Raw genomic sequence first — 13422 nt, forward strand, 5'->3', positions numbered from 1 at the left:
TCAGGCGAAGAAACGCCTCGAAGCCTGATTGAAAGCGAGATCGTGATCGTTGATGACGACGGCACGGAAGAGCCGTTCGACCCCGTGTCCTGGTTCTCGTGAAAGGCGCAGCTGCCTCCGGTGTACGTCGGGAGGCAACTGCGTTGGCGTGGCTATCGGGCCCCTTCAGAAGGCCTCGGCGAAGTCGTCTTCCTTGAGTATGAGACGGTCCCGAACATCCTTGGGAATTACCAGCTTCATGTGGATGTGCGGCGCCCGCACGCCCTTCACTCTCGTCCGCGTGATCTTGCACTTCACGCCGATCCTGAGCAGGTCGGTGGCCATGGCCTCCATGCCGCCCTCCTCCCAGCGGCTTCTGAACGACTTGCCGTTGTGCACCGCCACCCAGCGGTCGTTGACGGACTCGGGGTCGATGGACTCCAACTGCTTGATCAGGTCGTCCAGTGTCTTCTCTGCCCTTTCCTTCGTGAACCGCGTCTTCGTGAAGCGGCCATCAGGCTCAAGACCGGCCATGTAGTAACTGATGGCCTCTTCAAGGCGCTGCTGTTCCTTGCGAGCCTCGGCGCCCTGGCGGTACTCGCGCGTCATGACGGGCTCGTCGCCGAGCACCATTAGAACGTCCTCGACGAGCTTGGCGTAGATGTCCTCGGGGTTCGGGGCCCCATGGCCGCCGGCCTTGCACTTGCCGCATCTCAGGTACTGGTAGAGCTTCCCGTTCCGCCAGTTCTTCTGCACCGTCATGTTGGTGCCGCAGTCGGCGCAGATCATGACTCCGAGGAACTTCGTCGCTCCATCACGGCTGCGTCTTGGTTGATCCTTGCCGTGTGCGTCCAAGGCCTCCTGGAGGCTGTAGAACTCGTCTTCCGTGAAGACGCCGTCCGCCACTCGGATCGGCTTCCCGTCGGCGCCCAGAATGAGCTTGGAGCGGCGGATGCCCCCGTCCTTGTCTTCCTCTACTCGGTAGCCCATGAGGGCGGGATTGCGTAGGCGCCGGAGCTGGGTCGACGCGGTGAGGCCGTCCCCGCAGATACCGGCACGGACAAGAACTTTGACCATGCGACGTGCGGAGGCGGGTCGCTCCCTCAGCGCGGCCTTGCGGCACCAGTGAAGTGCTCTGTGCGCCATCGGGTCGATGACCAAGACGACCTTGCCGTTCTCATCCTCGGCCGTCTCGTATCCGAACGCGGGCTTCCCCAGGACCCAGTCAGTCTGGGTTTTCGCGTACTCCCAGAGGCTCGCCACACGGGTGCTCGTGTTGGCCGCCTCGATCTCGGCGATGCCGCCAATGATCGTGACCATGATCTTCCCGGCCGTCGTGGTCAGGTCGATGGAGTCGTTCTTGGAGACGAGGTTTTTCCGGTACTTCAAGCACCAGTCGATCATGGTGCTCAGGTCGGAGAGGCGCCGTACGAAGCGGTCCAGTTTCCAGAAGAGCAGCTCGTCGAACTCCGGTGCCCGGTTGTTGAGCCAGTCTCCCAGTTCCTTGCGCTTCCAGGGCGGAACCTTGGTCGCCGACACGTTGAGGTCGCTGGCGACGCCCACGACTCGGCAGCCGCGTTCTCGGGCCATGATGCGGAGATCCAGTTCCTGGCGGACGGGCGAGGTCGTTTCCTCGGTGAGTACCGACAGTCGGACCGACAGCAGCGCGCGTGGCGCGTCGTCGGGCAGGAGCGCTTCCGCCTTCTTCAGGTCCTCTAAAAGCGCTAAGTCGGCGTCCGACCACTCAGATTCAACTGAGTAGCTGCGACGGTCAGTTGCCGTGCGCCTCGTTCCATGTTTCCCCATGACCAGCACGGTAGCGGTTGTAGGGCCGTCGCGGTATGCCCGCAGATGGACACCCACATCCAGATCGGCCCGACCGGCAAGAAGCTGCTGCCCCTGACGGTCAAGAACGCGGGTCCGACGCCGGCGGCGAGCGGTCACTCTCACTGAGGTGAGGTGAGTGAGGCACTCGATCGGGTGATTGAGGCGCTGGCGGGAGCGAGTTGGGACGAGGTGGCGGCTGCGGTCGGCGCTTCTGCCCCTCGCCCGTCGGCGCCCTCTCGGACGCCGTTGCCGGGCCCTGGAAGTACCCAGTACATCGTTTCCGAGGTGGAGTGTGTTTGTAAGCACTTGCTTGGGCACCAGCGCACCAGCGTTTCGCGGCTCCATGACGTACGAAGTTGATTTGGCTCCACCGGTATGACAAGGCAGTTCAGGCCAGGGTCAGGAGGGCCTGTGCGTCGCATCTTGCGGCGTGATCGAATAGGGGATGACTTCGTTCTGGACTGGTAAGCGGGTACGGCTGCGCGGTATCGAGCCCGAGGACTGGACGGCGTTCGTGGGCTTCGCCGTCGATGAGGAGCGGTCGGGAGACCTGCTGCATCCGCCTCGGTCTGCCGAGGGGTTCCGCGCCTGGGCGAAGGAACAGGCCGTCGCGAAGTCCGATGGTGAGTGCTTCACGTTGGCCATCGAAGCCGTGGACACGGGGCAGATCGTCGGGGCTGTCGGCTCCCACTACGCAGATCCGCGGGCGGGACGGTTCGAGTACGGCATCACGGTGGGTGCTGGGCAACGCCGCAAGGGCTACGCGGCAGAAGCCGTGGTGATGCTGCTGCGATTCATGTTCGCCGAGCGGCGATACCACAAGTGCGAGGCGCGGATCTTCGCGCACAACGAGGCATCGCTGGCACTGCACCGCCGCCTTGGCTTCGCCGAGGAAGGGCGCCTGCGCGATCACATGTTCTTTGCCAACCGACACCATGATCTCGTCGTCATGGGCATACTCGCCGACGAGTTTGCGGAGCTGCACTCGATGAGCGACCTTGAGTGAACGCCGAGCCTCCGGGAGCAGAGTGAGGCTGCGGCAGCCTACCGGCGACCTGCCCTCTTCGGAGTGAATGCGCTGCTCCGTCCGCCCGGCGACGGCAGGGTTTGTGCGTCGATTACGGTCACGGAGGCCGTGTCGCTTGATCACGCTCATGTCGGGAGGCCGGGATGGGTTTGTCGCGGACGGAGCTGTTCGCTGCGATCCGGAGGGACAAGCGTCTTGATCCGGAACTGTCGCAGCGGGCTCTGGCAGAGAAGTACGGAGTCCATCGCCGGACGGTGAGGCAGGCCCTTTTGTCTGCTGCTCCGCCGCCACGGAAGAAGCCAGTGCCACGGGCAAGCAGAAGCACACGGCCCGCCGGCGTTGGAGGCGCCGGCCCGCGAGCACGAGGTGGCGGGTGCGCCGGTAGCTGTCGTCGCTGCGGGCCCTTGCCCGCCGTCGCCGCCGGCGTCTTCCTTCGCGTGACCGTGTGACCCGTCGAGCCCCCTGCCTGGCGGTAGGGGGCTCGACGGGTGTCTGGTGGCGTGGGAGCCGTCTTACACGTGCGTGGCGGCCGGTTCCGGTGCGGCGGCGGGCTTGTGGGGGCGTTGGACGTCCACCTTGGTCACCGCCAGGTAGGCGACCACCAGGACGATCAGGGCGAGCAGGACCAGGGCCACCGGCCCGTCGCCGAGGCCGAGGCCTCCGACGGCGCGAGGCTTGCCCAGGCCGTCGGCGATCGACGCGCCGAGCGGGCGGGTGACCACGTAGGCGGCCCAGAAGCAGAAGACCGGGTTCCAGCGCAGCCAGCGGTACCCCGCCGCCGGAACGAGGATCAGCACCGCGAAAAGGGCTGCGGAGGTGAAGTAGCCCAGATGCAGGGTGAAGGCGGTGAAGTCGCCCAGCGCGGTGCCCATGGCGAAGGTGGCGACCACGGTGGCCCAGTAGAACGCCTCGCGGCGCGGGGAGTCGATGCTGTGGATCGACAGAGTGCCCTCGGTGCGGCGCCACAGCCAGAACACGGCCAGCAGCAGCACCGTGTACAGCGCGCTGGAGAGGGTGTAGGACACGCCGACGGCCACGTGCAGCACGTCGGCCGCCATCGTCCCGAAGATGCCGACCATGGCGACGGCGAACCAGTAGGTCCACGCCCGGTAGCGGCCCTGGCGGAACTGGATCACGAGCGCGACGAGGAAGGCGGCGAAACCGAGCACCACCGCGAGCTGCGGCACCATGGCCTGGACGAGGTAGTCGGAGGCGCCCTCGCCCAGTGCCGTCGACAACCCCTTCGCTATCCAGAAGGCGATGACGATCCCGGGAACGCGGAGCGCGCCGTGGAGGGCGCCGGTGGCAGTGCTGCCCGAACGAGCCTGACGAGCTATCGAAGTCACCGGGGCACCCTACACGGATTAGGGTCCCGCTTGTCTACACGGTTGTAGTCGGTCTAGCGTTGCGCGGACGGGAGGGACGCCTCAACGCCCCCTCCGCGCCGCTACCGCTGAACGCGAGGGGTTCCATGACGACCACGACGACGCCCGAGAATCGTCGGACGCCCGCTCGGGAGCTGCTGAACAAGGTTCCCGAGGTCACCATCTGGTTCTGGGTCATCAAGATCCTGTGCACCACCGTCGGCGAGAGCTTCGCCGACTGGATCAACATGAACCTCGGTGTCGGCCTGATCAACACGGCGTTGATCTTCACCGTCGTGCTGGCCGGCGTCCTGGGCTGGCAGCTCAGCACCAAACGCTACATCCCGTCCGTGTACTGGCTCACCGTGGTCGTGGTGAGTGTCACCGGCACTCTTTACACCGACATCCTCACCGACAGCCAGGGCGTTCCCCTCGCGCTGAGCAGCAGCGTGTTCGCCGGTGTCCTCGCCGTCGTCTTCGGGATCTGGTACGCCCGTGAGCGGACCCTGTCGGTCCACAGCATCACCACCCTCCCCCGTGAACTGTTCTACTGGCTCGCGGTCCTGGTCACCTTCGCCCTCGGCACCGCGACCGGCGACTGGACGCTGGAGCTGACCGGCTGGACCCCGGGGGTCTCCGTGCTGCTTCCGCTCGGGCTGATCGCCTCGATCGTCTTCGCGTGGCGCCTCGGTGCCAACGCGGTGCTCTCCTTCTGGCTGGCTTACATCCTCACCCGCCCGCTCGGCGCCAATCTCGGTGACTGGCTCGGCTCGCCCGGCGGCGACGGCGGACTGGGCCTCGGTGTCGCGGCGACCAGCGTGATCTTCCTGGCCGCGATCCTGGCTACGATCCTCTATCTCACGTTCAGCCGCAGCGATGTCATCGAGGGTTCCGACCCGGCCCCGCGGGCGGTGAACCCGGCGCGTGAGCGGATCATGCTCGGTTACTACGCCGTCGTGGCGGTCGCAGCCGCGGCGCTTCTCGTCTGGGCGCACCACCAGCCCCACGCGGCGGCGGCGAGCGAGAACGACACGCCCGCACCGACGACCGTGCATCTCACCCCGAAGCAGGCGACGTCGTCGTTCCCTCCTGCCACGATCGCCAAGTTCCGCACGATCGCGGCCGGCACCCTGGCGAAGCTCGACTCGGGCGATCAGGCCGCCGCGACCACCCGGGTGACCGACCTCGAGACCGCATGGGACGACGCCCAGCCCACGCTCGAGCCCAAGAACGAGCAGGCCTGGCACTTCCTCGACAGTGAGATCGATCAGGTCCTGACCGCGCTGCGTGCTCCGAACCCGGACAAGACCACCGAGGTCAAGGCACTCAAGACCCTTCTCACCTCGCTCGGCTGACCCAAGCACGACGACCGACTGCCCCGAGGCCGGCACCCGGCCCCGGGGCAGTCAGGTTTCTCGCCGCCGTCCCGGGACGGCGGTCGCTGGATACAGTCCTCTTTGTCGGTACTGGTTGCGGGGGCAACCAGAGCTTGGTCGGCGATGCCGACGTCCTGGGGAGGGCCTGTAGCGCATGAGTCGTCGCTCTGCTGGTTTTGTCGGTGCCTGGGCTGAGCTGCAGCGTCAGCATCAGCGGCAGGTGGAAGCAGAGGCGAGGCGGCGCCGCGAAGAGGCACGGGAGGCGAGGGCCCACCAACGGCTCGCGGCCCAGAGCCACCGGGAGTACCGGCAGGCGGAGGCCAGGCGGCGTACGGAGGAGCTGGAAGCCCAGGTGGCGGCCTTGCGCGGGCTGCTTGCCACGGGGTGCCGGGCGCCGGCCTTCAGGGCGTCGTCCCTGACACGGGCGGAAGAGATCCCGCCGTTCGATCCGGGGCAGCTGGGGTGGGCCGTACGTATGCCCGACCCGGGCCAGTACCAGGCGCAGGGAGGCTGGACCGCAGGCCGGCGGGCACAGGCCGAGGCGGAGGCGCGGGCGCGCTTCGAGCGTGACCGGCATGCGGCGCAGGCTGCCGAAGCGCAGCGACAGCAGCGGCTGGCGGCGTTGCGGCGGGAGTACGAGCAGCGGGCGGAGGCCGAGCGCGCCGAGGTGCGCCGGCACAACGCCGGGATCACCGAGGTGACCGAGGGTGTCCGACGGGGTGACCCCGACTCCGTGGTCGCGTACTGCTCCGCCGCTCTCTACTCGTCGGCAGTGTGGCCGGAAGGGTTTCCCCGGCAGGTCACCGGGGCGTACGACCCGGCGGGACGTCAGCTGGTGCTGGACTGGGAGCTTCCCGGGTACGGCGTCGTACCCGAAGTGAAGTCGGTGCGGTACGTGCCCGCCCAGGACCAGGACAGGGAAACGGCACGCCCGGTGACCCAGTGCCGCGCGCTGTACCGGGAGGTGGTGGCGCAGAGCATGCTGCTCGTGCTGCACCAGCTCTTCGCGGCGGACGAGTTCGGGACGCTGGACTCGGTGGCCCTGAACGGTTTCGTGGACGCCCATGACCCGGCCACAGGCAGGCGGGCGCACATCTGCCTCGGGACCGTCATGGCACAGCGAGCGGTCTTCGCCGGCCTGCGTCTGGAACAGGTGGACCCGGTCAGCTGTCTGACGGACGCGCTGAGAGGCCAGCTGTCGGCCCGGCCCGAGCAGCTCACCCCCGTACGTCCCAGCCGTCGGCCGCAGGACGTCTCGGGCCGTGCGGTCACCCGGGGCGGTGACGAGGAGCCGGACCTGTACGGCATGGACCCCATCGCCTTCGAGTCCCTGGTGGCGGATCTCTTCCGCGCCATGGGGATGCAGGCCGTGACGACCCAGCGCTCGAACGACGGAGGCGTGGATGTCGACGCGCTGGATCCGACGCCGGTCCGAGGCGGCAAGATCGTGGTGCAGGTGAAGCGCTACCGCAACACCGTGCCGCCGACGGCGGTGCGCGATCTGTACGGCACTGTGCAGGACGTGGGGGCGAACAAGGGCGTCCTGGTGACCACGTCCGGGTTCGGGCCCGGTTCCCGCACCTTCGCCCGCGGCAAGCCCCTGGAACTCATCTCCGGCGGTGAACTGGTCGACCTGCTGCACAGGCACGGGCTTCGCGGACGGCTGGGGGATGCGGGGCCGGCCGCCCCGGCACGGCCGGCGCCCGCTTCCGATCCCGCGTCCTCGTCCGCGTCCTCGTCCGCGTCCGCGTCCGCGTCCTCGGGATCGTCCTCGGGCTCGTCCTCGGCCGAGGACTACAACGTGCTGGGCATGACGTGGGCCGGCGACGTCGTACTGGACGTGTGCGCGCTGGTCTGCCAGGGAAACCGGGTTGTCGGCGAGGAGTACTTCGTCTTCTTCAACAACCCGCGGACTCCCGACGGATCGGTCCGCGCGATGCCCGCCGTGGCACCGGACAGGGCGGCGATCCGGGTCGCCTTCGACGCGCTGCCACCGACGGCCGACCGGCTCGTGCTGGTGGCGGCCGTCGATCCGGAGGTGAACCCGGAGGCCGACCTCTCCGGGTTCACCGACGCGTGCATACGTCTGCTCGACGCGGGGGCGGCCGAACTCGGCCGGCTGGAGGTCGCCGACGGCCGGGCCCGGGAGACGGCGCTGGTGCTGGGGTCCTTCCGGCGCAGGTCCAGCGGGGACTGGGACTTCGTGATGGGCGGGAAGGGCTACACCGGCGGTCTGGAGCAGCTCGTGGGGGACTACGGCATCGAGGTGGAGTGACACCGCCACCGACGTGCCCGGGGCCGGCCCGGACTGCCCGTAAGGGTGACCGGAGGCCGTCACGCGGTCCCGCGCTGTTGCGGAGGGAAGCGGCCCGGCGTTGGAATCAAGTGTGAGGCACTTTGGCGGCGCCGAGTCCGCCGGCCGCCCCGCACCTGGGACGGGGGCCGGCCGGAAGGGGCTCAAGAACAACGCCCTGGGCATGTTCTCCTCGGTGGCCATGGGTCTTGCCTCCACCGGCCCGGCGTACAGCCTGGCGGCCGCGCTGGGCATCATCGTGGCCGGGGTCGGACTGCAGGCCCCGATCGTCACCATGCTGGCGTTCATCCCGATGCTGCTGATCGCGTACGCCTACCGGGAGCTCAACGCGAGCGACGCCGACTGCGGGACCACCTTCACCTGGGCCACCCGCGCCTTCGGACCGCGCACCGGCTGGATGGGCGGCTGGGGCATCATCGTCGCCAACATCATCGTCATGGCGAACCTCGCCGGGATCGCCGCCGCCTACGGTTTCCGGCTGGTGGGGCTGGACCGCCTGGCGGAGGACCGGCTGTGGACCACCGTGGCGGGGGTCGTCTGGATCGCCGTGATGACCGCGATCTGCTACGTCGGCATCGAGTTCTCCACGGCTGTCCAGCGCTGGCTGCTGTGCCTGGAAGTGCTGATGCTGGCCGTGTTCGCCGTCGCCGCGCTGGTGCGGGTCTACACCGATCCTCCCCCGACGGCGATCCACGTCTCCGCCTCCTGGTTCAACCCCTTCGCGGTGCCCTCGGCGAGGGCCCTGACCACGGGCGTCCTCGCGGGCGTGTTCATCTACTGGGGCTGGGACACCGCGTTCTCGGTCAACGAGGAGACCGTCGACAGCACCCGGATCCCCGGCCGGGCCGGGGTCCTGTCCACCGTCCTGCTCCTGGTCATCTACGGGCTCGTGTCCACCTCGGCGCTGGCGTTCGCGGGACCCGGCACCTCGGGCATCGGCCTGGGCAACACGGAGAACTCCGACGACGTCCTCTCCGGGCTCGGCAAAGCGGTGTTCGGGACTGGCGGAACGGGACTGGTGCTGTCGAGACTGCTGATCCTGATGGTGCTGACCTCCGCGCTGGCCTCCGCCGAGACCACCATCCTGCCCCTGGCCAGGACCGTCTTCTCCATGGCCGTCCACAAGGCGGTCCCCTCCCGGTTCGCGCGGATCCACCGCAAGTACCTCACCCCGACCTGGGGGACCGTCGGCATGGGGGCGGCCGCGATCGCCGTGCTGCTCCTGTTGTCGTCGTTCAGCCGGAACGTCCTCGCCGACTCGGTCGACTCGGTCGGTCTCGCGATCGCGTTCCAGTACGGACTGACCGGCTTCGCCTGCGTCTGGTTCTACCGCAAGGCCCTCACCCGCAACGTCAGGGACCTGGTCTTCAAGGGCCTGCTGCCGGGGCTGGGCGGGCTGATCATGCTCCTGCTGTTCCTGTACGCCGCCTTCGTGGTCTACGCGACCCCCGACTACGGCGCGACCACCGTCGACCTGCCGCTGATCGGCCGGACGGGCGGGGTCGCCGTCCTGGGCCTGGGCGCCCTGCTGATCGGTGTCCTGCTGATGCCGGTGGTCACCCGCGGCCACAGCGTGGCGCTCAAACTGCAGCGGAGCATGCTTCCGCACCGCCTGCCGCCGCACACCGCCGTCGACTCGGCGAGCCGCTACCTGCCCGCGGACAGCGGGTCCGGGGTGGGCGGCGACTGGTACGACGTCATCCCCCTGTCGGGAGCCCGGGTCGGCCTGGTCGTCGGGGACGTCCTCGATCACGGTCTGGGTGCCGCGGCCACCATGGGCCGCCTGCGCACGGGGGTGCGCGTCCTGGCCCGGCTGGACCTGGCGCCGGACGAGCTGCTGTTCCGCCTGACCGACCTGGTCGAGCAGACCGCGCAGGAGGGCGGGTCCGGACCGGACGGCCGCAGGCCGCACGCCGTGAGCTGCCTGTACGCCGTGTACGACCCCGTCTCGGGCAAGTGCAGCCTGGCCCGGGCCGGGGAACCGGCGCTGGCGGTCACCGAACCGCACACGGGTGTCGTCACCTGTCCTGAACTGCCGCCGGGACCGCCGCTGGGAATGACCGGCCTGCCCTACCAGAGCACGGAACTGGAGTTCGCGCCGGGCAGTGTCGTCGCCCTCTTCACGGAAGGCCTGCTGCAGGCGGCCGACGACCGCGACGCCGGGCTCGCCCAGCTGTGCCAGGTGCTCGCCGACGCGGGGGAGCCCTTGGAGACGTTGTGCGACAGGGCGGTGACCACCCTGCTGCCCGGGCCGGTGGACGTGGACGCGACCCTGCTCGCGGTCCGCACACGCCGGCTCGACCGGAACCAGTTCGCCGAGTGGGCGCTGCTGCCGGACCCGGCCGCGGTGGCCACCATCCGCGCAGCCGTCAGCAAGCAGCTCGGCGACTGGGGACTGGACGAGCTGGCCTTCACCAGCGAGCTCATCGTGAGCGAACTGGTCACCAACGCCATCCGCTATGTCGGCGGGCCGGTCCGGGTACGTCTGATCCGCGACCGGAGCCTGATCTGCGAGGTCTCCGACACCGGCCACACCTCGCCCAATCTGCGGCACGCGGCGAACGACGACGAGGGCGGCCGGGGCCTGTTCATCATCGCCCAGATGACCCACCACTGGGGTACGCGCTACACCGCCACCGGCAAGACGATCTGGACCGAGCAGGACCTGCCGCCCCCGGACGGCCGGTAGCGGGCTACCGCGCGCGGTTCTCCAGGCAGTCGTCCAGCCAGTCGAAGACGCGCTGTTCGAACAGCGCGCGGCCCGTCGGCTCGCAGTGCAGGTGCGCACCCTCCTCCTCGGTGAAGCGCACCAGGTGCTTCGGGCCGGGCAGCAGGTCGTACAACTCCCGTGCGGCGCCCGGCCAGAAGTGCTCGCCGTCCGGGTCGGTGATCAGCAGCGGGGTGGTGATCCGGCGGGCGACGGGCGTGACGTCGTACCGGGAGACCTCCGTCAGCAGGTCGAACGGTGAGTCGATGCCGTACGGCCTGGCCCGCCAGCGCCACAGCGCGGCCAGGGCCGGGTCCTGGCGCAGGCCCTCCCCGATGAAGCCGTCGAAGGCGGCACGGTCGCCGGACTCCCACAGCGCGCGCAGCTCGGGGCCGAGGTTGTGCCACCAGCTGTCCGCGACGCGGACCACGCCCGGGTCGGCCACCGCGGCGGCGATCCGGTGCTCGAAGGCGAGGGCGCGCGGAACCCAGTAGCCGCCCTGGCTGATGCCGGCCAGGGCGATCCGGCGGGGGGCGACGTCGGGGCGGGACAGGAGGAAGTCGACGACCGGGGTGATGACCTTCTCCCAGTCGGGGCGGAAGGGCACCGCGCGTTCGAACAGCATCGACTGCTGGCCGGGGCCGTCGAAGAGCAGGACACGGTAGCCGCGGGCCACCGCCGGCGCGCCGAGCAGCGTCCAGGCCGAGCTGAGCGGGCCGTCGCTGCCGTTGTTGACGATCAGCGTGGGCAGCGGCCCCGAGCCGCCCGGCGGGCCGACCAGGTACCCGGGCAGTGACATGCCCTCGTACGGGACCGCGACCGGCTCGGCCGGCGGGTCCCCGGTGCGCAGGAAGCGGTCGAGACACGCGCGGTGCTCGCGGAACACCTCGGCCGGCCGTTCGCCGGGACCGGCGACCGCGTCCGCGCCCACCAGGGCCGTACCGAAGTACCCGGCGGCCCGCAGCCAGCCGTCCCGGGCGCTCACCGTCCGTCCCCCGGCCGCTCCGCGGTCCGCCTGGTCCCGGACCCTGCGGCCCAGCTCCGCCCAGGCGGTGAACCACGCCTCCCCGCCGCCGCCCGCGTCGGCGACGGCGGCGGCCGTGGCCAGTACCTCGCCCACATCGGCGCCCCGGCGCCAGGCCGAACCCAGGGCGAGCCGGATCTCGTAGTCGAACTGGACGTTCTCGCTGAAGCGTTGGTTCATGGGCCGCTCCCCAGGCCGTACCGGCACACCGCCGACCGTCCGGACCGCATGTTCACGCTAGGAGCCTTCCGCCCGGACCGCACGACAGGCGGGGTACGGCCCGGTGGCCGCACGATGGGGGAGGAGCGGGTGAGCCGCGAGACCGGGCGGGAGGAACCCCATGGTTCAGCAGACGGCGCGGAAGGCCCCGGCCGGGAGATCCGTCAGCGGGGGAAGCGTCTTCCTCTCGTTCGCCCCGTGGATCATCTTCGGGGTGGTCGCGAGCCCCAGCACCTGGGAGTACGCGGCTCTCGCCGCCCTGGTCGCCTCGGTCGTCCTGGCCGGGCAGGACCTGCTGCACGGCCACCTGCGCGTGCTCGACATCACCGGCATCGTGTTCTTCGCCGTGCTGTCGGTCCTCGCGCTGGCCCTGGAGCGGGGGCAGCTCGCCTGGCTGGAGACGTACGCGCAGGTCATCTCGAACGGGCTGGTGGCCGTCGTGGCGCTCGGATCGCTGTTCGCCGACCCGTTCACCGCGCAGTACGCCCGGGAGCAGACACCCCGCGAGGTGTGGGACTCGCCCGTCTTCCGGCACATCAACCGGGTACTGACGGCCCTGTGGGGCGTGGCCTTCGCCCTGATGACGGTCTCGACCTGGCTGGCCGTGCGGTACCCGTCCCAGGACGACTGGTTCAACTGGGTCGTCCCCATCGCCCTGCTGGTGGTGGCCGTGAAGTTCACGGCGCGCTACCCGGAGGCGTACAAGGCCCGCAGGGCCTGACCGGATCCGGACGGGCGGTCCGTGCGTCTACCCCGGTATGGATCTGCAGAAGCCGCCGTCCCCGCCGCCTCCGCCGGGGCAGCCCGAAGGATGCCTCGTGGTCGCCGTCCGCCTGCCGGTGCGGATCGTCGTCCTCGTCCTCGTCGTGCCCGTGCGGATGGTGTGGGACGTCCTCGTCGTCGTCGGGCGGCTCCTGCGGGACACCGTGCTCAGGCCGCTCGGGCGGGCCCTGCTGTGGACCGGCAGGGCCCTGTTCGTGTGGCCGTTGGTGGGCCTGTGGCGGTACGTCCTGGTGCCCGCCGGCAAGGCGCTCGGATGGCTCGGCCACGTCCTGCTCGTCGTACCGGCGCTGTGGTTCCACCGCCACGTCCTCACCCCCGCCGGGCACGCCGTCGCCTGGCTGACGCGCGGGGCCGTCGCCGGGCTGGCGTGGGTGTACGCGCGTGTGCTGTGCCCGTTCGGACACGCGCTGGCCTGGCTGCTGAAGGGCGCCGGCGCGGTGCTGGCCGCCGTCGGGACCGGGGCCCGCACGGCCGTCGCCGCCCTCGCGCGGTATCTGTTCGCCCTCCCCGCCCGATGGCTGTACACGTGGGTCCTCGCACCCGTGGGCCGGGCGCTGGCCTGGTGCGCGCGCGGGCTGGGACGGCTGCTAACGCTGCTGGTCACCGGGGTCGGGCTGGCCCTGTACTGGACCGCCCGCGTGCTCCTCGTCCTCCCCGCCCGATGGCTGTACACGTGGGTCCTCGCACCTGTGGGCCGGGCGCTGGCCTGGTGTGCGCGCGGGCTGGGACGGCTGCTGGCGCTGCTCGTCACCGGGGTCGGGCTGGCCCTGTACTGGACCGCCCGCGTGCTCCTCGTCCTCCC

General features: G+C 69.9%; 9 protein-coding genes. 6 read left to right on the forward strand and 3 right to left on the reverse strand.

What is annotated here, in order from left to right; translation table 11 throughout:
• Positions 1-165: 165 nt before the first annotated feature.
• Positions 166-1785 carry a recombinase family protein gene (locus AB0B40_RS04155; protein WP_362262708.1) on the reverse strand — a complete coding sequence of 540 codons (1620 nt, stop codon included), beginning with the start codon at positions 1783-1785 and terminating at the stop codon, positions 166-168.
• 466 nt (positions 1786-2251) lie between these two features.
• On the opposite strand from AB0B40_RS04155, the gene AB0B40_RS04160 reads away from it, so the two are divergent.
• Entirely contained in the window at positions 2252-2812 is a 561-nt protein-coding gene (locus AB0B40_RS04160; protein WP_345060555.1) for a GNAT family protein, read from the forward strand.
• A 533-nt stretch (positions 2813-3345) separates the two neighbouring features.
• Here AB0B40_RS04160 and AB0B40_RS04165 read toward each other — a convergent pair.
• Positions 3346-4179 carry a hypothetical protein gene (locus AB0B40_RS04165; protein ID WP_362262711.1) on the reverse strand — a complete coding sequence of 278 codons (834 nt, stop codon included), beginning with the start codon at positions 4177-4179 and terminating at the stop codon, positions 3346-3348.
• 125 nt (positions 4180-4304) lie between these two features.
• On the opposite strand from AB0B40_RS04165, the gene AB0B40_RS04170 reads away from it, so the two are divergent.
• The 3 genes from AB0B40_RS04170 (at position 4305) to AB0B40_RS04180 (ending at position 10576) form a co-directional block, all read left to right on the forward strand.
• Positions 4305-5552, forward strand: a complete 1248-nt coding sequence (locus tag AB0B40_RS04170) for a hypothetical protein (RefSeq protein WP_345060551.1) — start codon at positions 4305-4307, stop codon at positions 5550-5552.
• A 175-nt stretch (positions 5553-5727) separates the two neighbouring features.
• Positions 5728-7848, forward strand: coding sequence for a restriction endonuclease (locus AB0B40_RS04175; protein WP_362262713.1), 2121 nt, complete (start codon positions 5728-5730; stop codon positions 7846-7848).
• 202 nt (positions 7849-8050) lie between these two features.
• Positions 8051-10576: an amino acid permease gene (locus tag AB0B40_RS04180; RefSeq protein WP_362262809.1), complete on the forward strand. Its 2526-nt coding sequence runs from the start codon at positions 8051-8053 to the stop codon at positions 10574-10576.
• Between the two features lie 4 nt (positions 10577-10580).
• Here AB0B40_RS04180 and AB0B40_RS04185 read toward each other — a convergent pair whose 3' ends face one another.
• On the reverse strand, positions 10581-11798 hold the full coding sequence (locus AB0B40_RS04185) for a dipeptidyl aminopeptidase (protein ID WP_362262715.1): 1218 nt from the start codon (positions 11796-11798) through the stop codon (positions 10581-10583).
• Between the two features lie 160 nt (positions 11799-11958).
• On the opposite strand from AB0B40_RS04185, the gene AB0B40_RS04190 reads away from it, so the two are divergent.
• Both AB0B40_RS04190 and AB0B40_RS04195 read left to right on the forward strand, forming a co-directional pair.
• Positions 11959-12558, forward strand: a complete 600-nt coding sequence (locus AB0B40_RS04190) for a hypothetical protein (RefSeq protein ID WP_345060545.1) — start codon at positions 11959-11961, stop codon at positions 12556-12558.
• Positions 12559-12595: 37 nt separating this feature from the next.
• The coding region (locus AB0B40_RS04195) for a hypothetical protein (protein ID WP_362262718.1) at positions 12596-13422 on the forward strand (827 nt) is incomplete at its 3' end.

Source organism: Streptomyces sp. NPDC042638, from assembly GCF_040647235.1.
In the GTDB taxonomy this organism is placed as follows: domain Bacteria; phylum Actinomycetota; class Actinomycetes; order Streptomycetales; family Streptomycetaceae; genus Streptomyces; species Streptomyces rameus.